This is a genomic window from Thermus sp. CCB_US3_UF1 (genome assembly GCF_000236585.1).
Taxonomy (GTDB): domain Bacteria; phylum Deinococcota; class Deinococci; order Deinococcales; family Thermaceae; genus Thermus.
This window is the reverse complement of the sequence record NC_017278.1, coordinates 1,713,426-1,736,879: the sequence shown is the minus strand read 5'-3', so window position 1 is coordinate 1,736,879 and position 23,454 is coordinate 1,713,426. Positions and strand designations below refer to the sequence as shown.

General features: G+C 66.6%; 18 protein-coding genes, 1 tRNA gene and 1 pseudogene. 5 read left to right on the top strand and 15 right to left on the bottom strand.

What is annotated here, in order from left to right; translation table 11 throughout:
- Nucleotides 1–16 precede the first annotated feature (16 nt).
- Nucleotides 17–1,639 carry a hypothetical protein gene (locus TCCBUS3UF1_RS11810; RefSeq protein WP_041433850.1) on the top strand — a complete coding sequence of 541 codons (1,623 nt, stop codon included), beginning with the start codon at nucleotides 17–19 and terminating at the stop codon, nucleotides 1,637–1,639.
- Here the strand turns inward: TCCBUS3UF1_RS11810 and TCCBUS3UF1_RS11620 are convergent.
- Nucleotides 1,547–2,767, bottom strand: a complete 1,221-nt coding sequence (locus TCCBUS3UF1_RS11620; protein WP_014514494.1) for an IS256-like element ISTth4 family transposase — start codon at nucleotides 2,765–2,767, stop codon at nucleotides 1,547–1,549. The genes TCCBUS3UF1_RS11810 and TCCBUS3UF1_RS11620 overlap by 93 nt on opposite strands.
- Before the next feature lie 195 nt (nucleotides 2,768–2,962).
- Here TCCBUS3UF1_RS11620 and TCCBUS3UF1_RS08585 point away from each other — a divergent pair, with 195 nt between their 5' ends.
- Complete coding sequence (locus TCCBUS3UF1_RS08585) at nucleotides 2,963–3,274, top strand: hypothetical protein (RefSeq protein WP_014516129.1); 312 nt, start codon at nucleotides 2,963–2,965, stop codon at nucleotides 3,272–3,274.
- A gap of 388 nt (nucleotides 3,275–3,662) precedes the next feature.
- On the opposite strand, the gene TCCBUS3UF1_RS12155 is transcribed toward TCCBUS3UF1_RS08585, so the two are convergent.
- The 3 genes and pseudogenes from TCCBUS3UF1_RS12155 to TCCBUS3UF1_RS08575 all read right to left on the bottom strand — a co-directional run bounded on the left by TCCBUS3UF1_RS12155 (nucleotide 3,663) and on the right by TCCBUS3UF1_RS08575 (nucleotide 4,768).
- Nucleotides 3,663–3,926 carry a hypothetical protein gene (locus TCCBUS3UF1_RS12155; protein ID WP_231291449.1) on the bottom strand — a complete coding sequence of 88 codons (264 nt, stop codon included), beginning with the start codon at nucleotides 3,924–3,926 and terminating at the stop codon, nucleotides 3,663–3,665.
- A gap of 228 nt (nucleotides 3,927–4,154) precedes the next feature.
- Nucleotides 4,155–4,307, bottom strand: a pseudogene (locus TCCBUS3UF1_RS12150) (helix-turn-helix domain-containing protein); the annotation flags it as partial.
- A gap of 38 nt (nucleotides 4,308–4,345) precedes the next feature.
- Nucleotides 4,346–4,768 carry a hypothetical protein gene (locus tag TCCBUS3UF1_RS08575; protein ID WP_155983288.1) on the bottom strand — a complete coding sequence of 141 codons (423 nt, stop codon included), beginning with the start codon at nucleotides 4,766–4,768 and terminating at the stop codon, nucleotides 4,346–4,348.
- 257 nt (nucleotides 4,769–5,025) lie between these two features.
- On the opposite strand from TCCBUS3UF1_RS08575, the gene TCCBUS3UF1_RS08570 reads away from it, so the two are divergent.
- Together TCCBUS3UF1_RS08570 and TCCBUS3UF1_RS08565 are read left to right on the top strand one after the other, a co-directional pair.
- A complete protein-coding gene (locus TCCBUS3UF1_RS08570) occupies nucleotides 5,026–6,246 on the top strand; it encodes an IS256-like element ISTth4 family transposase (RefSeq protein ID WP_014514494.1) in 1,221 nt (406 codons plus the stop codon).
- 47 nt (nucleotides 6,247–6,293) lie between these two features.
- Nucleotides 6,294–6,365, top strand: a tRNA-Leu gene (locus tag TCCBUS3UF1_RS08565).
- A gap of 58 nt (nucleotides 6,366–6,423) precedes the next feature.
- On the opposite strand, the gene TCCBUS3UF1_RS08560 is transcribed toward TCCBUS3UF1_RS08565, so the two are convergent.
- From TCCBUS3UF1_RS08560 to TCCBUS3UF1_RS08540, 5 genes are all read right to left on the bottom strand, one after another.
- Nucleotides 6,424–9,117: a hypothetical protein gene (locus TCCBUS3UF1_RS08560; protein WP_014516126.1), complete on the bottom strand. Its 2,694-nt coding sequence runs from the start codon at nucleotides 9,115–9,117 to the stop codon at nucleotides 6,424–6,426.
- Nucleotides 9,118–9,267: 150 nt separating this feature from the next.
- Nucleotides 9,268–9,999: a S9 family peptidase gene (locus tag TCCBUS3UF1_RS08555; RefSeq protein ID WP_014516125.1), complete on the bottom strand. Its 732-nt coding sequence runs from the start codon at nucleotides 9,997–9,999 to the stop codon at nucleotides 9,268–9,270.
- A 134-nt stretch (nucleotides 10,000–10,133) separates the two neighbouring features.
- A complete protein-coding gene (locus tag TCCBUS3UF1_RS11485) occupies nucleotides 10,134–13,253 on the bottom strand; it encodes a hypothetical protein (protein WP_081477229.1) in 3,120 nt (1,039 codons plus the stop codon).
- 87 nt (nucleotides 13,254–13,340) lie between these two features.
- Nucleotides 13,341–13,520 (bottom strand): hypothetical protein, encoded by a 180-nt coding sequence (locus tag TCCBUS3UF1_RS08545; RefSeq protein ID WP_041433848.1) that lies wholly within the window; start codon nucleotides 13,518–13,520, stop codon nucleotides 13,341–13,343.
- 37 nt (nucleotides 13,521–13,557) lie between these two features.
- Nucleotides 13,558–16,509 (bottom strand): AAA family ATPase, encoded by a 2,952-nt coding sequence (locus TCCBUS3UF1_RS08540; RefSeq protein WP_014516123.1) that lies wholly within the window; start codon nucleotides 16,507–16,509, stop codon nucleotides 13,558–13,560.
- A gap of 79 nt (nucleotides 16,510–16,588) precedes the next feature.
- Here TCCBUS3UF1_RS08540 and TCCBUS3UF1_RS08535 point away from each other — a divergent pair, with 79 nt between their 5' ends.
- Nucleotides 16,589–16,978, top strand: a complete 390-nt coding sequence (locus TCCBUS3UF1_RS08535) for an NADH-quinone oxidoreductase subunit 15 (protein WP_014516122.1) — start codon at nucleotides 16,589–16,591, stop codon at nucleotides 16,976–16,978.
- On the opposite strand, the gene TCCBUS3UF1_RS08530 is transcribed toward TCCBUS3UF1_RS08535, so the two are convergent.
- From TCCBUS3UF1_RS08530 to TCCBUS3UF1_RS08505, 6 genes are all read right to left on the bottom strand, one after another.
- Entirely contained in the window at nucleotides 16,975–17,277 is a 303-nt protein-coding gene (locus TCCBUS3UF1_RS08530; protein ID WP_231291388.1) for a PaaI family thioesterase, read from the bottom strand. The two genes, TCCBUS3UF1_RS08535 and TCCBUS3UF1_RS08530, sit on opposite strands and share 4 nt — an antisense overlap.
- Before the next feature lie 120 nt (nucleotides 17,278–17,397).
- The gene (gene hemW, locus TCCBUS3UF1_RS08525) at nucleotides 17,398–18,519 is read right to left on the bottom strand and encodes a radical SAM family heme chaperone HemW (RefSeq protein ID WP_041434020.1); all 1,122 of its coding nucleotides are present in this window, start codon (nucleotides 18,517–18,519) and stop codon (nucleotides 17,398–17,400) included.
- A 13-nt stretch (nucleotides 18,520–18,532) separates the two neighbouring features.
- On the bottom strand, nucleotides 18,533–19,756 hold the full coding sequence (locus TCCBUS3UF1_RS08520; protein ID WP_014516118.1) for a glycerate kinase: 1,224 nt from the start codon (nucleotides 19,754–19,756) through the stop codon (nucleotides 18,533–18,535).
- Entirely contained in the window at nucleotides 19,753–21,021 is a 1,269-nt protein-coding gene (locus tag TCCBUS3UF1_RS08515) for a (Fe-S)-binding protein (protein WP_014516117.1), read from the bottom strand. Before TCCBUS3UF1_RS08515 ends, TCCBUS3UF1_RS08520 begins: the two co-directional genes overlap by 4 nt.
- Nucleotides 21,022–21,025: 4 nt before the next feature.
- The gene (locus tag TCCBUS3UF1_RS08510) at nucleotides 21,026–22,072 is read right to left on the bottom strand and encodes an FAD-binding protein (protein ID WP_041433847.1); all 1,047 of its coding nucleotides are present in this window, start codon (nucleotides 22,070–22,072) and stop codon (nucleotides 21,026–21,028) included.
- Entirely contained in the window at nucleotides 22,059–23,444 is a 1,386-nt protein-coding gene (locus TCCBUS3UF1_RS08505; protein WP_014516115.1) for an FAD-linked oxidase C-terminal domain-containing protein, read from the bottom strand. The genes TCCBUS3UF1_RS08510 and TCCBUS3UF1_RS08505 overlap by 14 nt, the downstream gene beginning before the upstream one ends.
- Nucleotides 23,445–23,454: the final 10 nt, after the last annotated feature.

The window sequence follows — 23,454 nt, the reverse complement described above, 5'->3', positions numbered from 1 at the left end:
GTATAATGAAGGCCCTATGGGAGCGGAAAGGTGGATTGCGAAGGTGGTGGAGGCCCTCGGGCGGTCCCCCCGGACGCCTGAGGAGGCCCTGGCGACGCTGGGGGTCCTTCTCCGTGCCAACCCCACGGAGAAGGAGGAGTTCCTCAGGGACGCCCACGCTGCCTGGGTCGGGGGCGGGTGGGCGATTAGGGGGGATAACTCCCCCGAGGCCCGGGTGGTTCTCATGGCCCTGGAAGAGGCCACCCGGCGGCTCGCGAGGCAGAGGAACTGGCAAGGGAAGCAAGAGAGGCAAGAGGTGAGGCTCTCTCTCGCTCCCGAGGTGGCGGAGCGGGTGGTGGTGGTTTCCACCTCACCCAAGGGTGTGAAGGAGGGGGTTTTCCGGGTTGGGGGAACTGGCCTCTCCCAGAAAGCCCTGTGGGCCGCCGCCTACAGGGTGGCGAAGGGGGAGAAGGTTTACCTGGTGGGCTCTCTGGCTTCCAAGGCGAGGAAGATGGTACTTGCTAGAGTTGCCAAGATCCTCACCAAGGAAGCTCAGAAGAACACCGTGAAACTCCCCTGGGGGCAGGCAAGGCTCCTTCCTGGGGACCGCTGGGAGGACCTGGAGGCCCCCGAACCCCGGATTGCGGTCGCAATCCGGGAGTTGAGGAGGTGGTACGAAGAGGAGAAGAGGGAGGAAGAAGAGGAGGAGAGGGAAGGTTGGGCCCACCAAACCAGGGTGGATCCCTGGGTGGTAAAGGCCCTCATCTCCTCCGTGGACCCGGACGCGGAGGAGGTGGATTTGGCGTACTTCCGAGACCTCCAGGGAGATGCACTCTCCATTCTGGACGAGTGGATCCTGGAGGTGGATGTGTATAACCCCTCTGAGCTTTACTGGGCCCTTGGGGTTTCCAAGGGGTCCCGGTTCAAGAGGGAAGGGGGTTGGTGGGGGGTTGTCGCGACCGTTCTGCGCTTTTCCAAGCCCTTCACCTTTGCCGAGGTAAAGGAGGTGTGGCAGGAGAAGAGGAAGGGTTGGGGTTGGGAGTTCAAGGTGATCCGCCTCCTCCAGCCCATCGTCGCCTGGGAGGTGGCGTTGATGGGGTTCAAGGACCCCGAATACGCCTATTCCTGGGGTCTGACTGAGGGGGTAAAGATCGCCAAGCGCCTCAAGGCGGGCAAGCTGAACCCCTTGGTCTTCCTCGTGCCTGAGATTCGCAAGCGCTTGGCAGAGCTTCGGGCCCAGGAAGTGGGGGTGTTCAAGCTTTCCCACCGGGAAGCGAAGGCCATTCGCCGCTACTTCGGGCTTCTCAAGGAGAAGACCCCGGAGGAAGCGGCGAAGGAGGCAGGTCTTCCCAAGGAGTTGCGGGAGGCCCTGGAGGCGGCTGGGCACCTTTCCACCGACCTTATGCGGGAGGTGGGGGTGGAGCCCGCGGAGGAGATGGACTATGACGCACTCCTCTTGCGGGCTAAAGTGAAGTCTGTGCTGGAAGAGGTGAAATTGCTCTTTGGCGACACCGGTGTCGCCTTCGTGGAGGCCCTGATGGAGGGGGCTTCGGTTGAGGGGGTCGTGTCAAGAGTTATGTGTAAGAGTCTGTGTACGGGGGGCATACCGCTCCTGAAGCATCTTCTCCAGCACCTCCTTCACCTCCGAGAACCCCTTTAGTTTCCGTTCTGCCCACCTCCCTTCCTGCCTCTCCGACTCCAGGTAAAGAAGCTTGTACACCGCCTCTTCCTTAGGAAACTTGTGGTCCCGCACCTTCGTCCCCCGCCGCACTTCCCGGATAAACCGCTCCATCAGGTTGGTGCTCCGCAGGTACGGCCAAAGCACCTTGGGGTACCCGTAGAACCGCAGGAAGGCCCCCGAATCCTGTACCCAAAGCCCCACCACCCCCGGGTACCGCGAACCCCAGGCGGCCTTCACCTCCTCCAAGGCCCCAAGAGCTTCTTCCCGGCTCTCCGCCCCGTACACCCGCCTCAGGTCCTCCGCCAGCAGGCCCCGGTCCCGCGCCCGCACCTGGGACAGGCTCCACCGCACCCCGTGCACCACGCACCGCTGCCATTCCGCCTGAGGGTAGACCCTGCGGATCGCTTCAGGAAGCCCGGGCAGCCCGTCGGTGATGAAGAGCAATACCCGCCGCAGGCCCCGCTGCCAAAGCTCCCCCAGGACCCCCTCCCATCCCAGGGCGCTCTCCGTGGGCAACAGCCAAAACCCCAGGACCCGCCTCTCCCCATTAGGGGCGATGCCCAGGGCCACATACACGCTTTCCCGTACGATCCCTTCTCCTTCCCTGAAGACCTTTAGGGAAAGCCCGTCCAGGTAGACGAAGGCCATCTCCTCGGGCAAAGGCCGGGTGCGGAAGGCTCCTGCCGCCTCCAGGACCTCGTCCGTCAGGGCGCTCAGGGTCTCGTGGGAGTAGCGGTGGCCTAAGAGCAGGCTCAGTATCTCGGCCGCCTTGCGCTGACTGACCCCGGCGGCGTAAAGGGCTACCGCCACTTCCCCCACGTCCACCAGGCGGCGGACGTAGGGCTTAAGGAAAGCCGGGTAATACCGAGATTCCCGATCCCTAGGGACCTTCAGGTCCACCTGGCCGAAGGTGGTCTCCAGCTTGCGGGGGTAGTAGCCGTTCCTGCGGCCTCCGTGCACCTGCAAGAAGGCCGTCCGGTCCAGCTCCAGAACCGTCTGCAGAACCTCGGCTACTGTCTCCCGCACCGCTTCCCTCAGCAAGATCCGCAAGGTATCCTGGTCCACGGGGCACCTCCTCGTGCTAAGGTGTGCCCCCCTATTAAACACGGACCCTTACACATAAATCCTTACACGACCGTTGAGGGCGCACAGGTGATCGCCGGGGCTACCCCGGAGTTTGCGGTAGAGCTGGTGGATTACCTGAGGACTGAGCTTGCCGGGTTCGCCGACTAGCGGCGACCCGGTGGTTTTCCCCCGTCCGACCTCGGACGGGGGTTTCGGTTTTACGATAGGGGGTAGGACATGATGACCTTAGACGCTTTAACGGACCAGATGCTGGCGGAGCTTCGGATGGAAACGGGAGCAAGGGGCCCTGGCTTGGTCCTTTGGGGCGAAACCCCGGAGGAGCTGGAGCTTGCCCTCTACAACATGCTCCCCAACCTGGAGGAGCCCATCCGGGGATGGGTGCGAAAGGTCCTCCCCGATCTCGTGGAAACTTCCGCCAGAGAGGGCTACACCGTTCTTGTCCTGGTTCCCACGGAGGAAGGTGTCTACGCTAAGGGCGCTAGCGTGCAACTGGAATACCTCCCCCTGGAAGGGCACCTAGAAGGGTGAAACAGGAGTGGGCCGACGGAGCTCTAGATGCCATGTAAGGTAGGGGGGGCCAAAAACGACCGTCGTCTCTCCATGCGCGTGGGTTTAGCGTTGCATCAGGGAGAAGGCGGCGAGCAGAGTGTGGCTATCCCGAGGGCGATAAGGAGAATGTTTTGGCTTTGCTGTATGCGGCTGTTCACATCGGACCGGACTTCCCTGAGTTCTTGCTTCAGCTCGCTCAGTTCCCGCTTAACGTCTTCGCGCAAAGTCTGGTGGTCTTCCCGGAGCTCTTGGCGGCTACCTTAGGGCTACCTGGCCCGCATCCGCTGGTGTACCTTTGTGCTCTTCCATGGGCTCTTTTTCTCCTACAACCCTAGCCTGACCTGTGGCGAACGCCGGTTTTCCCCCTTTAGTCCTCCAGCTTGACCTGGCCCACTACTCGGTGAAGCGCCCACTCGGTCTTTTCCAGGACCCGGGTTTCCGAGGGGCACCCCAGGGTTTCCACCACAAAGCTCTTGCGGGTGTTGAGCCCGAGGAACCGCACGGGATAGCGGACCTTTTGGCCTTCCTTGGACACCGCTACCGCCAGCTTGCCGTGCTCGGGCTCCTCGCCCTCCCGGTACACCACAAACCCATCCTTGTAGGCCAAAGCCCTGAGATCCTTCGGGTCCACCTCCACTTCCGGCAAGCCAAGGATCAGGTACTCTACAGGCTCTTCGGTTGACGCCGGGGCTTCAGCGCCCGCCCCTGCCCCCACCAACGGGACCTTGAGGAGAGGCACCGGGGGCGCCCCGGGAACACCTTCCGCCGTGAACCCCGGCACCTTGACCCCGGTGGCTTGGGCAAACTCCTCGGGGCTCCAGCGAAACACCTTCATCAAGGCCACCAAACGGTGGTAAGGCACGTTCCCCAGATTGATAAGCCCCTGCTCTAGCTTCCACACATACCCGTCTGAAGTCCCCAACGCCTGGGCTACCTGCCCCAGCGTCAACCCCAGCTCCTTCCGCCGCTGACGCAAAACCTCGCCCACTTTGCTACGAACCTCCGCCGCCATACCTCGGATTCTACCACTTGGCAAGAAAGGGAGGGGGTTTAGGGGTCTTGGAGGCGGGTAAGGGCTTCGGGGATTTTCCAATCGTGGGCGATTTTTTGGAGGGTATCCCTTGGGGTGTTGGGGTTGTTGGCGAGGGCTTGGAGGCACCAAGCGGGGAGGTCTGGTTGTTGGTAGAGCTGGCGGAGGGTATCGGGGCTGGCGTTAGGGTGGCCGCAGACCTTGGCCCGCACGTGGGGGTCAGGGTGCGTGGCGAGGCGGTTGAGGAGGGGAGAAGGCGCGTCTTCTATTTCCGTGAGAATTTCCAGGAACTCCGGGCAGTCCCACAAGGCTTCCGCTAATTGATCCAAAGCCTCGGAGGGAAAGGAAAAGGCGAGATGTTGAGCCACCTCGCGGATGACCCGGCGAACCTCACCAATATTCCGGGCATCCAGGTCAAACCCAATCAGAACCAGAACGCCCAACGCCCTTCCTTTCTCCCCCTGCTCCTCAAGAACCTTCCAAACCTTCTCCCAAACCTCCTCGCACCCCACGTCCTAAGTTTAGCCCCCCCTTGCCAAATGACAAGAAAAAACGCCGTAAGAGTGTTGTCCTGGACGGCATTCTCGTCTTACCCTCAATCTACCCTCAATGGAGAGGGGGTGCGGGGGTTTATTGGTTCCGTTTTGGTGAGCGTTCGTGCGGGTTTTTGGGTCGTGTAAGGATTTATGTGTAAGGGTCCGTGTTTAATAGGGGGGCACACCTTAGCACGAGGAGGTGCCCCGTGGACCAGGATACCTTGCGGATCTTGCTGAGGGAAGCGGTGCGGGAGACAGTAGCCGAGGTTCTGCAGACGGTTCTGGAGCTGGACCGGACGGCCTTCTTGCAGGTGCACGGAGGCCGCAGGAACGGCTACTACCCCCGCAAGCTGGAGACCACCTTCGGCCAGGTGGACCTGAAGGTCCCTAGGGATCGGGAATCTCGGTATTACCCGGCTTTCCTTAAGCCCTACGTCCGCCGCCTGGTGGACGTGGGGGAAGTGGCGGTAGCCCTTTACGCCGCCGGGGTCAGTCAGCGCAAGGCGGCCGAGATACTGAGCCTGCTCTTAGGCCACCGCTACTCCCACGAGACCCTGAGCGCCCTGACGGACGAGGTCCTGGAGGCGGCAGGAGCCTTCCGCACCCGGCCTTTGCCCGAGGAGATGGCCTTCGTCTACCTGGACGGGCTTTCCCTAAAGGTCTTCAGGGAAGGAGAAGGGATCGTACGGGAAAGCGTGTATGTGGCCCTGGGCATCGCCCCTAATGGGGAGAGGCGGGTCCTGGGGTTTTGGCTGTTGCCCACGGAGAGCGCCCTGGGATGGGAGGGGGTCCTGGGGGAGCTTTGGCAGCGGGGCCTGCGGCGGGTATTGCTCTTCATCACCGACGGGCTGCCCGGGCTTCCTGAAGCGATCCGCAGGGTCTACCCTCAGGCGGAATGGCAGCGGTGCGTGGTGCACGGGGTGCGGTGGAGCCTGTCCCAGGTGCGGGCGCGGGACCGGGGCCTGCTGGCGGAGGACCTGAGGCGGGTGTACGGGGCGGAGAGCCGGGAAGAAGCTCTTGGGGCCTTGGAGGAGGTGAAGGCCGCCTGGGGTTCGCGGTACCCGGGGGTGGTGGGGCTTTGGGTACAGGATTCGGGGGCCTTCCTGCGGTTCTACGGGTACCCCAAGGTGCTTTGGCCGTACCTGCGGAGCACCAACCTGATGGAGCGGTTTATCCGGGAAGTGCGGCGGGGGACGAAGGTGCGGGACCACAAGTTTCCTAAGGAAGAGGCGGTGTACAAGCTTCTTTACCTGGAGTCGGAGAGGCAGGAAGGGAGGTGGGCAGAACGGAAACTAAAGGGGTTCTCGGAGGTGAAGGAGGTGCTGGAGAAGATGCTTCAGGAGCGGTATGCCCCCCGTACACAGACTCTTACACATAACTCTTGACACGACCGGTTTTTGCCGTGTGTATGCCGTTTGTCGTGTTTTAAGTGGGGGTGAAATGGGGGTGCAGAGCTAACTTGACACGGTAGGGGTCGGTGGTTCAAGTCCACTCGCGCCCACCAAAGGGAAAGGCCCCGGCATCACGCCGGGGCCCTCATCCTTTGCCACCGAAAGACACCTTTACTGGGGGTAAACGCTTAGGTCGCCCTGTTCACTGGGCAAGGGGCCGGGATTGCGCGAAAGGATGTCCGTCCAGACAAATCGGCCCGCCTCTTCTCGCATGGTGTCGTGGTTTAACTGCTCCAAATCGCTGCGGTAGCGGCGGTACCAGGAGCCGGGCAGGGGCTTGTTGTCCACCACAAAGTCGGTGCGGGTGTGGTCAAAGAACTCGTTGATGGAGGTGCCCAGCCGGAAGCCCATGGCCGAGTCGAACTCGGCAAGGCCGTCGTTGTCAATCACCCGGTCGCTCACCGGCACGCCGGTAGGAACAGCCCTGGGGGCCGGGACACTGGTCAGGGGCCAGGAGAGCGTCCAGTTGGCCGGATTAACACACGCAACAGGAAGGTTTTGTAGGGTGTTCAGGGTCTGAGTCATCCAGGTGGAAAGATTGGTGGCCAGGCCGCTGAAATCTCCACCCAGACTGTTTAGGGCACTGAGCAGAGCAGGGAAGCTGAGCGAGGCCAGGGCGCTGGCGGCCTGCTGTAAGCTGCCGTAGTGGCTTACCAGGGCAATGACCAGCGGGCCATAGTCCAGGGTGATGTTCCGGCCCTGGCAGGAAAGCCGGGGTACCGGCAACTGCACGCTGCCGCCCAGGTCAACCGTGAACCCCTGATTGAGGAAGATGGGCACCAGCGAGGTGCTTGGCACCCGAAGTTGCTCCAGCATGAAGCGCAGCAGGCTGGCCGAGTCGCTCCCAAACTGGGCGCGGAAGAAAAGGTTGAGTTGGGGAGCTACCGAATCCAGGGCGGTACGCAGCAGGGCGATGGCATCCACCCGCTCGGTGCGGTCAAGCTGGTTGGCAAAACCCGCAAAGGGGGTGCGGGGGCCGGTGCTCAGATCCAAGAAGCGGTAGACGAAATCCCCGCCGATGGCCTGTATAACCCAGCTCTGCTTGGTGGCGCCTTTTTGCAGGCTGCCCAGGGCCTGAAAGTCGCCGGGAATCTGGCCTAGGTTGAGGGTGTCGGCCACGGTGCTGCCGGGGTTGCGGGCGCCGAAGGCGTATATGGGAATGAGCTGGTTCTTGGCGCCTACGATGGGCGATTGGTTGGTGCGGATGGCCCGGCTGGGGTGCAGCGGCCCGGTATTCAGGGCTACCCATAGCCCGGTGTGACTCTCGGCCCAGACCCGGTTGATGGCAAACGTGCTTTCGGCGAACTGTTCAAACCAGGCCAGGGCCGCCACCACCGGCTCGGCCCGGAGGGCATCGGCAGGGGGAAGGTTGAGAAGCAGGCTCACCGCATTGCGCCAGGCGTTGAGCAGGTTTTCTTGTTCCCGATCTGCGGCGGCGAGGGTACCCCGGAGCATGCCCACGACCTGAACCACTTCCCTGGCCCGGTCTATGATGCGCACCCCTTGGTGAGGCGTGGCCATGGTGACGGCGTAGTAGGTGAGGTTGCGCAGGTAGTCCATCTTGACCCGGGTGGAAAGGTCACCGGTGTCGTAGCGGGCGTTGTCGGTGGGAAAGCGAAGGGAGGTGGGGCTGGTGATGGCCTGCAGGGAGGCCCGGGTGGGGTTGGACAGGATAAAGCGGGTGATCAGACCGCCCCAGCTCTGGGCCACGAAGAGCAGCTTGGGTTTGCGGCGGAAGGTTTGCTCGAACAGGGTGACGCAGGCGTAAATCTGGTCCACGGCGTACATGGCCTGCTCCACCAGGCTGTCCTTGGCATCCCGGTGGCCGAGCAGTACGGTGAGCTTAGGGGGAGTGGTCTGGCCTCGAGTGTAGCGCTCGGCGGTGGCCATGTCGCCCAGGGTGCACTGGTCGGAGGCGGGCACCTGGTCGGTGCCCTGGCCCGGTAGGGTTAGCCCCACGTTCAGGAAGGCACTTCCGGTGATGTCGGTGCCCTCGAGCGTGACCAGCGGGGCATTTTTGCTGGGGTCGGCCCCCAAGAGGGCGGCCACGAAGGGGTAGGTCCAGAAGTGGCGGGCGTGTTTGCGGGTGCCCGGCACGCCGTCAACCCGGGGGTTGTCCAGCGGGGTTCGGGCGGTGGCCCCGTGAAGGAGAACGATAATGGTGGGGCTATCGGGAACAACCATATGACGCAGCAGGTCTACGGGGGTCAGGTTGAGGTCGCGGGTACCCAGGTTGGGGAAGGTAACGCTCACCGTAGGGGAGGTGTTGGTGCTGCTAGGGGCGGTGACGACCTGCACCGGGGCCGAGAGGCTGCTGGCGTCGCCGGTGTTGAGGCGCGAAGCCCCCGCCATCTTCCCAGCGTTGGTGACGATCAACCCCGTGAGCATCCCGTTTTCCTCCAGGCTGTAAAGCCCAGCGCCGGTGCCGGAACGCACCTTCTCGGCGGTCCAGTTCAGGATGTATCCGTTGGCCAGGGTGAGGGTTCCCCTGGCCGTCTGGTCGGCGATCTGCCCCGAGAGAACGTGGCCACTGGCGGAGGTCATGGGGTCCAATTGCTTTCCCCTGGCCAAGCCGTGGAACCAGCCGGTGTAGCCGCCGTAGGTGGTGTTGTCCCAGCTGTTTGCCCCCTGGCAAACGTAGGCCAGTACGCCTTTTTCTCCCACAACCAAGGCGATGAGTGCATCCGTACCCGAAACCTCGCCCACGAATACCTGGGGGTTGGTTTCGGGTGCCTCGGTGCGGTTGCCGCAACCGCCGAGCAGCACCAGAACCACCCCAATGCTCCAGAGAATCCTGTGCCGCATACGTCCTCCTCTTGAGGGCTGCCCCGGTCTGGATTGGGGGAGCCTCGAGGGCCACTGTAGAAGCCCCGCGTTACACCAGCGTCTCAAGAGAAAACCCCGCCCTAGGGGCGGGGCCACCAGAACGAAGGCCGGGGCTGGTGGGCTGTGGCCTCAGCGAAGGTGCTGGGCAAAAAAGGCAAACACCTCCGGCCCCCAAATCTCGCTTCCCTGGATACAGAACTCGTGCCCCTGTTGGGGGGTGGTGCCAAAAGCGGGGTACACCCTGGACTGGTGGGGCTTCCCGCTCCGGCGGAGCACCTCCGATAGGCCCTCGATGGCCGCCAGAGAGTGGTCGTTCTGGGCCTGCAGCAAGAAGAGGGGCACCGCCGCTTTTTGGGCGGCCTCCGAGAGGCGGGCCCGCAGGTCGGGCGAAGCCGGCCAGGTTTGCGCGGCCCCCGCGCAGCTTACCGCCGCCTTGTAGCCGCTCTCGGAGCGCTCGGCGGCCAGCAGGGTTTGGATGCCCCCGAACGACCATCCATACACCCCGATGCGGCCTGAGTCCACGAAGGGCAGGTTCTTCAGGTAGGCCACCCCGGCGAGCTGGTCGGAGAGCTGTTCCTCGTGCAGCCGCACCAGGGCCTGGCTCCACTCCGCCCCGCGCAGCGTGCCCAGCACGTCCAGGATGTAGGTGCCAGGTGAGCGGCCGTGGCCCCGGCGGTTGGGGGCAAAGAACACGTAGCCCTGCCGCACAAAGGGCACCGCCAGCCGGTCAATGTAGGCCAGGTTCTTCTCGCTGCCGTGGTTGTAGACGATGGCGGGGTACGGCCCTGGGCCTGGGGGGCGGTAGAGGAAGGCACGCAGCTCGAGGTCGCCGTTTTTGTAGCTGACCGTCTCGACCCGCATCTCCTGGCCCAGCGCATGGGGCGCAAAAGCCAGGCAGAGGAGCAGCCAGCCTGCGGTGGCAGCCCAGGAGGGGATGGATAGCCGGGGTGTCCGATTCTCTTGGCACATAAATACCTCCGATGTCCGTGCCCCAGTTAGCGGTAGCGCACCAGGGCGAAGTCGGAGTTGCCCGAGGCGTTCCGGCTCCGCCCCGCCGCCACCAGCCTGCCGTCGGGCTGGAGGACCAGGGCATGGGCTATGTCATAGCTCGAGCCCACCGCCGTGGTCACTTTCCCTCCGATGCCGAAGGAGGGGTCCAGGCTGCCATCCGGGTTGTAGCGCACCAGGGCGAAGTCGTTGTTACTTGACCCCGCTGCCACCAGCCTGCCGTCGGGCTGGAGGACCAGGGAGTGGACTATGTCACGGGGGAGGCCCAAATCCGTGGTCACCTTGCCCCCGGTGCCGAACGACCTGTCCAAGCTGCCATCCGGATTGTAGCGCACCAGGGCGAAGTCATCGTTGCCCGCGGAGTTCGTGCTAAACCCCGCTGCCACCAGCTTGCCGTCGGGCTGGAGAACCAGGGCGCTTCCAAAGGTCGAAAAGACCGGCGTTATTACCTTCCCCCTGCTGCCAAAGGAGGTGTCCAGGCTGCCATCCGGGTTGTAGCGCACCATGGCGACGTCGTAGTCGCCCGCGGCGTTCCGGCTATACCCCGCTGCCACCAGCTTGCCGTCGGGCTGGAGAACCAGGGCATTGGCTCCGTCACTGCTCGAGCCCACCTCCGTGGTCACCTTACCTCCGTTGCCGAAGGAGGTGTCCAGGGTGCCATCCGGGTTGTAGCGCACCAGGGCGAAGTAAGAGTTGCTGCCAATCTGGCTCCACCCCGCCGCAACCAGCTTGCCGTCGGGCTGGAGAACCAGGGCGTGGGCTACGTCAAAGTGAAAATTCGTGGTCACCTTGCCCCCGGTGCCGAAGGAGGGGTCCAGGCTGCCATCCGGATTGTAGCGCACCAGGGCGAAGTCGCCGAGGCCCTCGCTGCTATACCCCGCCGCCACCAGCTTGCCGTCGGGCTGGAGAACCAGGGCGTAGGCTTTGTCATCGCCTTGGACCACCTCCGTGGTCACCTTGCCCCCGCTGCCGAAGGAGGTGTCCAGGCTGCCATCCGGGTTGTAGCGCACCAGGGCGAAGTCGGCGAGTCCCAAGGCGTTAGAGCTATACCCCGCCGCCACCAGCTTGCCGTCGGGCTGGAGGACCAGGGCATGGGCTCCGTCAAAGCTCGAGCCCAAATCCGTGGTCACCTTCCCCCCTGAGCCGAAGGTGGGGTCCAGCTCACCTCGGGCTCCGGTAAAGGATTTGATGCCGCCCAGCTCGAGGCGCGTGTCCAGCGGCTTGGTCTTGACGAAGGCCACAAAGTGGTGCCGGGTGCGCTCGCCGCTGCCCTCCACCACCTGGCCATCCTCTGTGGCCACCCAGGGAATCTCGAACTCGGTCTGGCCGGGGGAGGCCGTGGCCTGGTTGGCCAGCACCAGCACGGGGTTCTCGGGGGTGCCGGTGTTGCGGTAGACGCGCACCGCCTCCACCTGGTAGCCCAGAACGGGGAACTCGGTATTATCCAGCTTTACCCGGAAGCGCACCTCGTCGCCGAATCGGAAGCTGTTGCGGTCGGCGGTGAGGGTGGTGGCCGTGGGGGAGGAGCCCAGCTCAAAGGGGAACTTGAGGTTTATCGCCGTAACCAGGATCTCCAAGGCCTCCAGGGCCTCTTGCAGGTCCTTGCCGGTCTTCAGGCTCAGTTCGAGGGAAAGGCCATATTTTGCGGCAAACTCGGGGTCGCGCACCTGGGTTTCCTCCGAGGCCAGCTTTCCATCGAGCTTCAAGGCCGCCTTGGCCACGAAGAACTCGAAGTCGCTTATCCGGACACCGAAGATTTTGCCGGTGTTGGTGATGTGGGCCTGTAACCCGGTGTTGATGGTGGCGAACAGGAACCCGCTGGCCTCGGCTTCCACCTTAAGGCCACGGGGTATCTCCCGGGGCAGAACCCACTTGAACTCGGCTTGGGTCTCCCTCCGCTCAAACCGGCGGGCAAAGGAACAGGTGGGGGTGCACTCCACCCCGGCCCGCAGCTCCAGGAGGTACTCCGTGCTGGACTCGAACCCCACGCCCGCGACCGGCACTTTGCCGCTTATCTCAAAACCTGCCCCCACGGGAATGTACAGGCGCGCTATCGCCGAGAGGACGCTTGGCACCGGCAAGGGTATCTGAAAGAACTCCAGCTTGCACTCCAGGCTGCCCTCCAGGGCCGCCGCCAGGGAGGGATTGAAAGCCAGCTTGGCCTTGGGACTGCCTACCATCAACAACTTCTTGTTTGCCTCGGTCCACAGGAGTTCAAAGCCGATGGAGGACAGGTCTACTTCGACCTCCACCTCGTCCACCGAAAGGTCCACGAGGCTCAACTCGGTTTCGCACTCCAGGGGGCCTACCTCGAACTCCCGCATGGGCCGCACGCTGCCGGCGGGGCGGGCGGTGGTGCGGATCACCCTACCGGGCTTGAGCCGGAGGGTGTACTGGCCGTTGCCTTTGGGGGTCACATCGAAGTTCGAACCCACGCTGTCGGGCACAACAGCCGGAAGGTGAGCCAGGTTGAAGGTCTCCTCGAGGCGATACCGGGTGAGAAGCTCCCCCAGCGGCACCAGCTCGAGGGTGACCAGGGTCTGGCTCCCGCTCTGCCGGGCCTCCACCACCCTTCCCGCCACCGGCAGGCTGCCCTGGCTCATCAGTACGCTCCCCACGGCCGGAGGATCCACCCCTTCCAGGGTGACCACATAGCGGTAGCCCACCTTGAAGGGAGCGTTGGGGTCGGTGCCTTCGATGCGGACAACCTGGCTATCCGAGACCAGCGTGGCCCCCGCCACCGGCTGGGCTACCATCACCCCCACCTCGGCCCTAGCCTGCCCGGCCTGCACCACCACCCGGGCCGAACCCAGGTCGGCCTGGGCCGTGACCCGCCCCTCCGGGGTGACGCTGGCCACGGCGGGGTTGCTGGAGCTATAGGTAAAGTTGGCCTTGACTTCCTTGCCCTGGGCATCGTAGGCCCTGGCGCTCAGGGGCTGGCTCTCCCCCGGGCGGGTGAGCAACAGGCCCCCCGGGGCAACCTCCACCCGCACCACCTGCGGCGGGGGCGGGCTGGGCTGGGCGCAGCTCAGCAGGAGCCCCAGCAAGGCCAGGGCCAGCCAGTACTGGCGAAAGCGAACCATCGGTGCCTGAGTACGCGGTTTCATGGGTTCCTCCTCGGCTGTGTTTCCCTCCAAAATCTGCGAGCAATGCCTTCTTAGGCCACTGTAGAAGCCCCGCGTTACACCAGCGTCTCAGCGCAGCCGGCCTGGCCAGCGGCGCTGCAGGTAAGCCTGCAGCTCCTCCCAGGTGGCAAACTCCACCTCCCGACCGGTCTTCAGGTCGTGGACGCGGTACGAGCAGCGGGGAACGCCGTCCGGGCCAGGGGCGGTGTACACTCGCACCAGGAAACTCCGGCGCAGCTTAGGGGTCATGGGGCTCAGGGTAGGCTGGCCCCGTTACACCAGCGCCTCAGGGGGAGGAAGGGGGGAGGCCGCGTTGGGCCAGGGCCTCGAGGTACGCCTCCCGCCAGGGTGGGGGCAGGGTTTCCGCCACCCCTTCCTGCAGGAGGGGGACGGCCCGCCGAAGCTGGGCCTCGGTTCCCCAGCGCAGGAGGGCCAGGAGGAAGCGTACGGGAACGGCCTGGAGGTCCATGCCCAGGGCGGTCTCCAAGGCCTGGTCCAGGGCATGTTCCACCGCGCCGGCCAACCCGTGGCGGGGGTAGAGTTCGGCTAGCCGCGCCCAGGCTAGAACCCGCAGCATGGCGTCCGGAGCCCCGTGGGCGTTGGCCTCAAAGAGGGCCAGCGCTTCTTTTTCCTGCTCCAGGGAGAGATAGGCCACGGCCAGGTTGTTGCGCAAGAAGGCGGTGCCCTCGTACTCGCCCAGGGCCAGGGCGGCCTTCGCCTGGGCAAGACCTTCTTCGCAACGCCCCTGGCGTATCAGGCACCCCAGGAGGTTGTTGGCCCCGTCCACCAGGTAGTAGCGGGCGCCCACCTTCTGGGCTACCTGAAGCGCCTCCTCCAGGGTGGCGATGGCCTGGGTTTCCTGGCCCAGGTGGTCGTAGCTGCTCCCCAGGCTGACCAGGATTCCCGCCAGGGCCAGGGAGGGGCCTTGGGTCCGCAGCCGGGCCGCCAGGGGTTCCAAGGTCTGGCAGGAAGCGGTGAACTGGCCTTGGCGGAAGGCTAGATTGGAGCGCAGTTTGGCCAGGGCCAGCTCCAAGGAGCCCTCCTCCAGGGGTTCAGGCTCCAGCCTGGCCTGGATCTCCTGGGCCTCCTGCAGCACTTTGGCCGCCTCCTCCAGCCGGCCTTCCCCCAGGAGGACCCAGGTCTGCTCCACGAGGGCATCCGCCTGCCAACGTGGGGAGGGGTGGCGCAGGGCCTCCTGGATCCATCGTTGCGCTTGGGCGTACTGGCCCAGCTCCCGGTAGCTGCGGGCCAGGTGGGCGGCCATCTCCGGCCCCTCGAGGCCTTGGGCGTGGGGGTAAGCCCGCTCCAGCACCCTCGCCGCTTCCTCGGGCAGGGAACTTTTCAGGTACGCTCTGGCCGCCACCAGCCAGTTGTGCGCCGCTTCGCCGTGGGCCCCGGCCTGGAACCAGTGTTCGGCCACCACCTGGGGTGGGGCCTGGCCCTGGAGGCTCTGGGCTGCCTGGGCGTGCAGGAACTGGCGCCGGGCTTGGGAGAGGCCCTGGTAGATGCTCTGGCGGAAGAGGTCGTGCACGAAGCCGTTTCCGGCCACGATCCCCGCCTGCTCGGCCTCTTCCAACCCCTCCATGACCGCCCATTCCGAAAGCCCCGCCATGGGGGCCAACACCTGGGGGGAGAAACCTTCCCCCAGGGTGCTGGCCGCCTGGAGGGTGCGCAGGGCTTCGGGGGAAAGCCGCCCCAGCCTGCGGGCCACTACCCCGGCCACCTTGGGGGGTACTTGGAGCTCGGTGTAGTCGCGGGTAACCTCGTCCAGGGGGGTGCGCCAGCGACCTCCTTCCTCCCGCAACACCCCGCCCTCAAAGAGGGTCTTGAGGACCTCCAGGGCGAAAAAGGGGTTGCCCCCGGTCTTCCCCCGGAGCCAACGGGAGAACAAGGGTGGGCCCTCCTCCGCTCCCGTGAGGTCGGCCAGGAGAGCATGTACCGCATCGGCCTCCAGGGGCTTTAGGACCACGGTTTCCACCCCGTGGGCGTGCAGGGCTTCCAGGGTCCGCTTTAGGGCGGGGCCTACCTCCTGGGGCCGGTAGGTCCCGATCCAGGGTTGGCCCCGTTCCAGGAGGTAGAGGAGCAGTTCCAGGGTATTCTCGTCGGCCCATTGGAGGTCATCGAAGAGAAGCCTTTCTGCAGAGGCCAGGCTCCGAGCCAGGGCTTCCAGCAAGCGGGGTTTGCTGCTCCCGGGCTCGGGAGGGGGCGGGGTTAGGCCGGGGAAGGCTTCGGGCAACAGCCGGGCCAGGTCTTCCCGGTAGGGGCCGAGGTCGGGGAGCTTGTCCAGATGCCGCCTTAGGTGGACCAGGATGGGGTGCCAGGGCAGGTTTTCCAGGCCCTCGAGGCACCGGAGACGGGGAGCTTCGGGGAAGCTCTCCAGGAGGAGGCGGGTCTTGCCCACCCCGGCTTCCCCGCTCACCAGGGCGAAGCGGGCCCGGCGCAAGGCGGTCAGCTCCTCCTCTCGCCCCACCATCCGCGGCGGGTGGAGGAGCCCCAGGGGGAAGGTAAGGCGGGGGGAGGCGGGGGCAGCCAGGGGTTGGGTTTGCCGGAGGGCCTGGGCCAGCTCCTGGGTAACCCTGGCGGGCTCGAGGCCCAAACCCTCCCCAAGTTCGCGCCGAAAGCGGTCGTAGACCTTGAGGGCGGCCTCGCGCTGCCCGGCCATCTGGGCTGCCCGCAGGTAGGCCTGCAGGACATCCTCGGCCAGAAGATCGTGCCGCAGCACCTCCAGGAGCAGCCGGCTTGCCTCCTCGGCTTCCCCGGCTTCCTCCAGCTCTTGGGCCCTGCGTTTGGCGGCGTACTGCCAGGCCTCGAGGAGGCTTTGGCGCTCGAGGGAGGCCCAGTCCTCCAGGGCCGGGGCTTCCCGCAGGGGAAAATCCATAAGGAAGGGCCTGCGGTGGATGCGCACGGCTTCCTCCCAATCCCCCCGTCCCAAAGCGGCGCGAAACTCGGCCACATCCGTAACCAGGACGAAGCGCACCTGTTCCCGGTTGACCTCCACGGCCTGGGCCCAGGGCAGGGACCTGGCCCGGTGCAGGGCCACCCGCAGGTTGTGGCGCGCCTCTTCCTCGGGGATCTCAGGCCAGAGAAGGCCCGCCAGGGTTTCCCGCGCCACCCACTCCCCCCGGTAGGCTAGGAAGAGCAGAAGCTGTCCCGGCCGCGAAGGGGGAAGAGGGTAGGGGCAGCCCTCCCAGAGGGCGTGGGGTTCGTCCAACAGGTATAGGCGGGCGGATGTGGCCATAGGGCTTTGGGGAGGTAGGGGTTAGGGTCATTGTAGCACCCTGGCCTTTGTCCCAGGGGCCTACGGGTATACTCAAGCCATGAGCGCTTCCCACGATCGGGAACTCTACGAGGCCTGGGTGGAGCTTCTCTCCTGGATGCGGGAGTACGCCCGGGAAAAGGGGGTGCGTTTTGAAAAGGAGGCGGACTTCCCCGACTTCATCTACCGCATGGAGCGCCCCTATGACCTGCCCACCACCATCATGACCGCTTCCCTTTCCGACGCCCTGGGCGAGCCCTTTCTCCTGGCTGATGTCTCCCCCCGCCATGCCCAGCTCAAGCGCATCGGCCTCCGCCTGCCCCGGGCCCACATCCACCTCCACGCCCACTACGAGCCCGGCAAGGGGCTGGTGACGGGCAAGATCCCCCTCACCAAGGAGCGCTTCTTCGCCCTGGCCGACCGGGCCCGGGCCGCCTTGGCCTTGGCTTAGACCTTGCGGATGGTCCCCTGGCCCAGGGCGATGGGCCCGGGTTCCCCCTCGCTGGCCACCTCCCCTTGGACCACGGCCAGGCGCTTTCCGGCGTGGACCACCCGGCCCTTGGCCACAAGCCGCCCTCCTTGCGCCGGGCGCAGGAAGTTCACCTTGAACTCCACGGTGAGGACCTGGGGGCCTAGGGCCGTGCCCCCGGCGAAGGTGAGGGCGTTATCCAGCAAGGCGGCGATGACCCCGCCGTGCACCACCCCCAGGTGCTGGAGGAACTCGGGGCGTACCGGGAGGGCGAAGGCCACCTCCCCCTCCTGGGCTCAAAGGAGTTCCACCCCCAGAAGCTGGCTGAAAGGCTGGGCCTTTAGTACCTCTTTCCCCAATGCGGTGAGGTCCATGGCTTCCTCCTTGAACTGAGTCAAAGTTTAGCCTGGGGCCTCGAGGGGGTCAAGGGCCTCCCAGAGGCGGAGCACCACCCGGTGAAGGAGGGGGAAGGCCTTGGGGGTGGGGCGGATCCGGGGCCCCGCGGCCTCCAGGAAGCCCTCCTGGACCAGTTGGGAAACGGCCTCCTGCAGGAGGGAAGGGAGAGGAAGCCCGCTCCTTCGGGCCACCTCCTCCAGGTCCACCCCTTCCCGCAGGCGGAGGCCCAGCATCAGGCTTTCCTTGGCGTGCCCCAGGGGGGAGATGGCCTCCTCCTCGGGGGCTTCCCCCTGGAGCCAGCGGGGCAGGGGCGGGTGGGTGCGGCGAAGGGCGTAGACCCCAGGGGCCCCGTCCGGGTACTGGCCCGTGGCCCTGGGCCCCAGGGCCAGCCAGAAGCCGTTGCGCCAGTAGACCAGGTTGTGGGCCGCCTCCTCCCCTGGCCGGGCGAAGTTGGAAACCTCGTAGCGCTCCAGGCCCGCCTGGCCCAGGACCTCGGCTGCCCGCTCCATGGCCCAGGCGGCCCGCTCGGGGTCCTCGCCTAGGCCCAGGAGGGCGAAGGGGGTACCCTTTTCCACCTGCAGGGTGTAGGCGGAGACGTGCCCCACCCCTAGGGCCGCGGCCTCCTCGAGGTCCCTCTCCACGTCCTGCATGGGCAGGCCCAGGATGAGGTCCAAGGAGACGCGAAAGCCTGCCGCCAAGGCCTCCTCCACCGCCCTAAGGGCCCCTTTGCGCCCGTGGGCCCGGCCCAGAAAGCGGAGGACAGGGTCCTGGAAGCTCTGCACCCCCAAGGAAAGGCGGTTGACCCCCAGGGCCCGGAGGAGGGCGAGCCGCTTTCGGTTCAGGGTGCCCGGGTTGGCCTCCAGGGTTACCTCCGCCCCCGGGGCCAGGGACCAGGGTAAGGCCTGGAAGAGGGCGAGGAGCTCCCTTTCCCGCAGGTAGCTGGGGGTGCCGCCCCCCAGGTAGAGGGTCCTAAGGGGCCCGGGGTGCTGGGCAAAAAGGGCCTGGGCCTCCTCGGCCAGGCGCTTCAGGTAGGCCTCCACCCACCCCGGGGCCCGGCGCACCACGTGGAAGTCGCAGTAGGGGCAAAGGGTAGGGCAGAAGGGGACGTGGACGTAAAGGCTAGCCACCAGGGACATCCCTCTAGTTTACAAAGAGGAGGCGGAAATCGTTGAGGTTGGTGCCGGTGGGGCCCAGGGTGAGGAGGGTTCCGGCCCGGGCGAAGAAGCCTAGGCTATCGTTTTCCGCCAGGAAGGGCTGTGGGTCCAGGCCCAGGCCCCAGACCTCCGGGGTGAGGAGGGCCCCGGCCACCCCTGAGGGGCCGTCCAGCCCGTCGGAGTCCGCGGCCAGGGCGTAGAGGGGTTCCTGGAGGTAGGCGTAGAGGGCCAGGAGAAACTCCAGGTTCCGCCCCCCCAGGCCCCCGCCCCGCACCCTCACCTGGGCCTCCCCCCCGGAGAGCAGGAAAAGGGGCTTGCGGAAGGGCAGCCCGTGGGCGCGGATGGTGGCCACCAGCTCGGCGTGGAAGCGGGCGAGGCCCCTCGCTTCCCCCCCGAAGCGGTCGGAGAGGATGACTTCCCTGTACCCTTCCCCCCGCAGGAAGTCCCGGGCGGCCTTGAGGAGGTCCAGGTTGGCCCCGGCCAGGCGCCAGCGGAGCCGGCGGGTGGCCGGGTCCCCAGGCTTGAGGGTTTCGGGGATCTCCCCCCTGGCCCCGGCCTCCAGCACCCGCCTGGCCCCGGGAAAGTCCAGGCCATAGCGGTCCAGGACGGCCAGGGCCTCCCGGTAGGTGCTGGGGTCGGGGTGGAAGGGGCCCGAGGCGATCACGCTGGGGTCGTCCCCGGGCACGTCGGAGAGGAGGAGGGCCTGGACCCGGGCCCGGGTGGCCAGGAGGGCCCGCCCCCCCTTGAGGCGGGAGAGGTGTTTGCGCACGGCGTTGATCTCGGCGATGCTGGCCCCGCTCTGGAGGAGGGCTTGGGTGAGCTTTCGCATCTCCTCCAGGTTGATCCCCAAGGGGGCGCACCAGAGGGCGCTTCCCCCGCCCGAGAGGAGGGCCAGGACCCGGCCCTTGGGGGAGAGGCCTTTCAGGAGGTCCAGCACCTCCTCCGCGGCCCTTTGGCTTTCCCCATCGGGCAGGGGGTGGCCGGCCTGGACCGCCTTTAGGCCCAAGGCCTCCTGCCCCTTGGGCAGGGTGAGGTGGTAGGGCACCTCCCCGTAGCGGTCCAAGGCGGCGCGGAGCATGGCGGCCCCCGCCTTGCCCACGGCCAGGATGAGGTCGGGCTTTCTTGGGGGAAGGGCCTTGGCGGTGAGCGCCCCGGGGTGGGTGGCCTTAAGGGCCTGCAGGAAGGCTTCCTTGAGGAAGGCCGCCCTCATGCGGGGAGGTTTTCCGCCTGGCCCTCGTAGAGGAGGGCGAGGAGCTCGGCGGTGTGGAGGATGGGGATGCGGGGGTCCAGGTAGGCCTGGATCTGGGTCAGGCAGCCGATGTTGCCCGTGACCACCAGGTGGGGCTGGGTGGCCATAAGGTTCTCCGCCTTCCGCCGCCCCAGGGCCTCGGCGATCCCTGGCTGGAAGAGGTTGTAGGTGCCGGCGCTGCCGCAGCAGATCTCCCACTCCCGGGGCTCCAGGACCTCCACCCCCGCCGCTTTCAGAAGCCGCCTTGGGGCCTCCCGCACCCCTTGGGCGTGGGCCAGATGGCAGGCGTCGTGGTAGGCCACCCGCAGGGGCTTCTTGGGGGGTGGGGGCGGGGTGAAGCCCACCTCCGCCAGGATGGCGGTCAGGTCCTTCACCTTGGCGGCCAGGTGCCGCGCCTCCTCCTCCTCGGCCTCCCCCAGGAAGAGGAGGGGGTACTCCTTCATCCCCGAGCCGCAGCCGGCGGCGTTGGTCACCACGAAATCCACCTCCCGAAAGGCCCGTAGGTTCTGCCGGGCCAAGGCCCTGGCCCCCTCCTTGTCCCCGGCGTGGAGGTTCAGGGCTCCGCAGCAGACCTGTTCCCGCACCGCCAGGACCTCCAGGCCATTTTCCTGGAGAACTTTTATGGTGGCCCGGTTGATGGAGGGCCGCAGAACCCTCTGGGCGCATCCCAAGAGGAGGCCCACCCGGGCCTTCCTCTCCCCCTTGGCGGGGTAGACCTCGGCGTAGCCTTCCTCCCGTTCCAGGCGGGGGGGGAGGAGTTCCAGAGGGGCCTTGAGGGGCTTGGGGAGGGGGAGGGGTTGGAGGAGGGGCTTGAGCCTTGCCCCCAGCTCCGCCAGAGGGCGGAAGCGCCCGGGATAGGGGAGGGTGCGGAGGAGGGCCAGGCGGTACGCCCGTTCCAGGGGGTAGCGGTGCCGCTTTCCCTCGGTGTGGAGGCGGAAGGCGGCGATGAGTTCGCCGTAGGGGACGCCGCTTGGACAGGCGGTGACGCAGGCTTGGCAGGCCAGGCAGCGGTCCAGGTAGGGGAGGGCCTCCTCCAGCCCCAGGTTCCCCTCTAGGACCTCCTTCATGAGGAAGATCCGCCCCCGGGGGGAGTCCATCTCCTCCTGCAGGACCAGGTAGGTGGGGCAGGTGGGGAGGCAGAAGCCGCAGTGGACGCAGGCCTCGATGGCGTGGGCCATCACCTCCCCTTCCGGGCCCAGGGTTTCCACGGGGATCCGGTGCTGCATGCTCTCACCCTAAGGGAAAGCGGCCCAGGGGGTCCAGGGCCCCCTTGACCCTGGCGAAGAAGCCTTGGGGGGGTGGGGGAAAGAGGGGTTCTTCCGCCCCCCGGAGGACCAGGTGGGGCAGGCCCCGCTGCCGCAAGGCCTTCAGGCCCTCAGGGTCGGTTCCCGCATAGAGGAGCTCTCCCCCAGCGAGGTAGCGCCGCCTCTCTAGGGGAAGGGTTTCCAGCTCGGGAAGGCGCCCTAGGCCCGCCGGCACCTTGACCCAGACAGGGCTTTCCTCCAGGAAGGCCAGGTCCCGCACCGCCTCCCAATGGGCCTCGTCTTCCTCCAGCACCTCCCCCTCCTGGCCCAGGAGTTCCTGAATACCTTTCAGGCGGGCCTCCACGCTCCTTGGGAAGCCCCCCAGGCGCACCTCCAGGGTGGCGGGGGGGAGGAGGTCTAGGGCCAGGAGGTCCAGGGGGAGGCTTCGCAGGCGCTCCAGGGCGGCAAGGGCTTCCCCTAGGCTTCCCAGACGCACCCGGAGGGTGCGGGTGACCCGGGGGTAGGGGAAGACCTTGAAGGAGAGCTCCACCACCACCCCAAAGGCCCCCAAGGACCCCACCATGAGGCGGTGGAAGGGAAAGCCGGCGGCGTTTTTCACCACCTTGCCCCCACCCCGGACCAGCCGGCCCTCCCCGTCCACAAACCGCACCCCCAGGAGGAAGTCCCGCAGCCCGCCGAAGCGGTAGCGCATGGGGCCGGAAAGCCCGCTGGCCACCGTGCCCCCTAGGGTGGCCCCCCTGCCCTTCAGGGGCGGGTGGAAGGGGAGGTACTGGCCGTGGGCCTTCAGGGCCTCCTCCACCTCGGAAAGGGGTGTGCCCGCGTAGGCGGTGAAGACGAACTCCTCTGGGGTGTACTCCAGGAGGCCCCTTAGCCCCGAGAGGTCCAGCCCCACCTCCCCCTCCCGGGGGGTGGAGAGGGCGGGCTTGCTCCCCCCGCCTCTGGGCCTCAGGCGCGGGTAGAGGCGCACGGCCTCCTGGACCTCGGCCACGCTGGTCGCCCTAACCTCCGGCACGGGCCACCTCCGGCAAGACCTTGCCCCGGTTGGCCAGGCCCTTGGGGTCCAGGGCCTTCTTGACCCCTTCCATGGCCAGGAGGTCCTCCGGAGCGAACATCTCGGGCATGTACCCCTTCTTCTCCACCCCGATGCCGTGCTCCCCGGTAAGGGAGCCCCCAAGCCGCACGCAAAGCCGCAGGATCTCCCCGGCCAGGGCCTCGGCCCTTTCCAGCTCCCCGGGTTTCTTGCCGTCGTAGAGGACCAGGGGGTGGAGGTTGCCATCCCCGGCGTGGAAGACGTTGGCCACCCGCAGGCCGTAGGCCTGGGAGAGCCGGCCGATCTCCCTCAAGGCCTCCGCCAGGCGGCTTCGGGGCACCACCCCGTCCTGGACCAGGTAGTCGGGGGAGAGGCGGCCCACGGCGCTGAAGGCTGCCTTCCTGCCCTTCCAGATGGCTTGGCGCTCGGCCTCGCTTCCGGCCACCCGCACCTCCAGGGCCCCGCTTTCCCGGATCACCTCCTCCAGGACCAGGGCCTCCTCGGCCACCTCCTCCTTAGGGCCTTCCAGTTCCACGATGAGGAGGGCTTCCGCCTTGGGGTAGCCGGCCTGGACCGCGGCCTCCGCCGCCTCAATGGCTAGGCGGTCCATGATCTCCATGGCCCCCGGGAGGAGGCCCCGCCGGATGACCAGGCTCACCGCCTCCCCGGCCCCTTCCAGGCTCCCGTAGGCGGCGAGAAGGGTGTGGTAGGCCTCGGGCTTGGGGAGGAGCCTTAAGGTGATCTCCACCGCCACCCCCAAAAGCCCCTCCGTGCCCACAAAGAAGCCGTGGAGGTCGGGCCCCACCCCCTCCAGGCCTTCCCCGCCCAGCCGCACCACCTCCCCTTCGGGGGTGACCACCTCGAGGCCCAACACGTGGTTGGCGGTCATGCCGTACTTCAGGCAGTGGGCCCCCCCGGAGTTGAAGGCCACGTTCCCCCCTAGGGTGGAGACGGGCTGGCTGGAAGGGTCGGGGGCGTAGTAGAGGCCGAAGGGGGCGGCCTGGCGGGAGACCTCCAGGTTCACCACCCCGGGTTCCACCACGGCCACCATGGCCTGGGGGTCCAGGCGCAGGATGCGGTTCATGCGGTTGAGGGCCAGGACGATCCCCCCCTCCACGGGCAGGGACCCCCCCGAAAGGCTGGTGCCGCTTCCCCGGGCCACGAAGGGGACCCCGTAGCGGTGGCAAAGCCGCACGGTCTGGACCACCTCCTCCTTCCTTTCGGGGAGGACCACCGCCAGGGGGCGCTGGCGGTAGGCGGTGAGGGCGTCGGACTCATAGGGGGCCAGGGCCGCCCCCTGGGTGAGAACCCTGCCCGGGGGGAAAAGGGCCCTTAGCTCCTCCAGAAATCCCATGGTTCTACTC

What these genes read in the sequence shown, in the direction of transcription:
- TCCBUS3UF1_RS08555 (WP_014516125.1), bottom strand. Translation starts at nt 9,999, where the DNA reads ATGCGGGTCGAGACGGTCAGCTACAAAAACGGCGACCTCGAGCTGCGT.
- TCCBUS3UF1_RS08545 (WP_041433848.1), bottom strand. Translation starts at nt 13,520, where the DNA reads ATGACCCCTAAGCTGCGCCGGAGTTTCCTGGTGCGAGTGTACACCGCC.
- TCCBUS3UF1_RS08540 (WP_014516123.1), bottom strand. Translation starts at nt 16,509, where the DNA reads ATGGCCACATCCGCCCGCCTATACCTGTTGGACGAACCCCACGCCCTC.
- TCCBUS3UF1_RS11810 (WP_041433850.1), top strand. Translation starts at nt 17, where the DNA reads ATGGGAGCGGAAAGGTGGATTGCGAAGGTGGTGGAGGCCCTCGGGCGG.
- TCCBUS3UF1_RS11485 (WP_081477229.1), bottom strand. Translation starts at nt 13,253, where the DNA reads ATGAAACCGCGTACTCAGGCACCGATGGTTCGCTTTCGCCAGTACTGG.
- TCCBUS3UF1_RS08585 (WP_014516129.1), top strand. Translation starts at nt 2,963, where the DNA reads ATGATGACCTTAGACGCTTTAACGGACCAGATGCTGGCGGAGCTTCGG.
- TCCBUS3UF1_RS08515 (WP_014516117.1), bottom strand. Translation starts at nt 21,021, where the DNA reads ATGCAGCACCGGATCCCCGTGGAAACCCTGGGCCCGGAAGGGGAGGTG.
- TCCBUS3UF1_RS08505 (WP_014516115.1), bottom strand. Translation starts at nt 23,444, where the DNA reads ATGGGATTTCTGGAGGAGCTAAGGGCCCTTTTCCCCCCGGGCAGGGTT.
- TCCBUS3UF1_RS08520 (WP_014516118.1), bottom strand. Translation starts at nt 19,756, where the DNA reads ATGAGGGCGGCCTTCCTCAAGGAAGCCTTCCTGCAGGCCCTTAAGGCC.
- TCCBUS3UF1_RS08535 (WP_014516122.1), top strand. Translation starts at nt 16,589, where the DNA reads ATGAGCGCTTCCCACGATCGGGAACTCTACGAGGCCTGGGTGGAGCTT.
- TCCBUS3UF1_RS08560 (WP_014516126.1), bottom strand. Translation starts at nt 9,117, where the DNA reads ATGCGGCACAGGATTCTCTGGAGCATTGGGGTGGTTCTGGTGCTGCTC.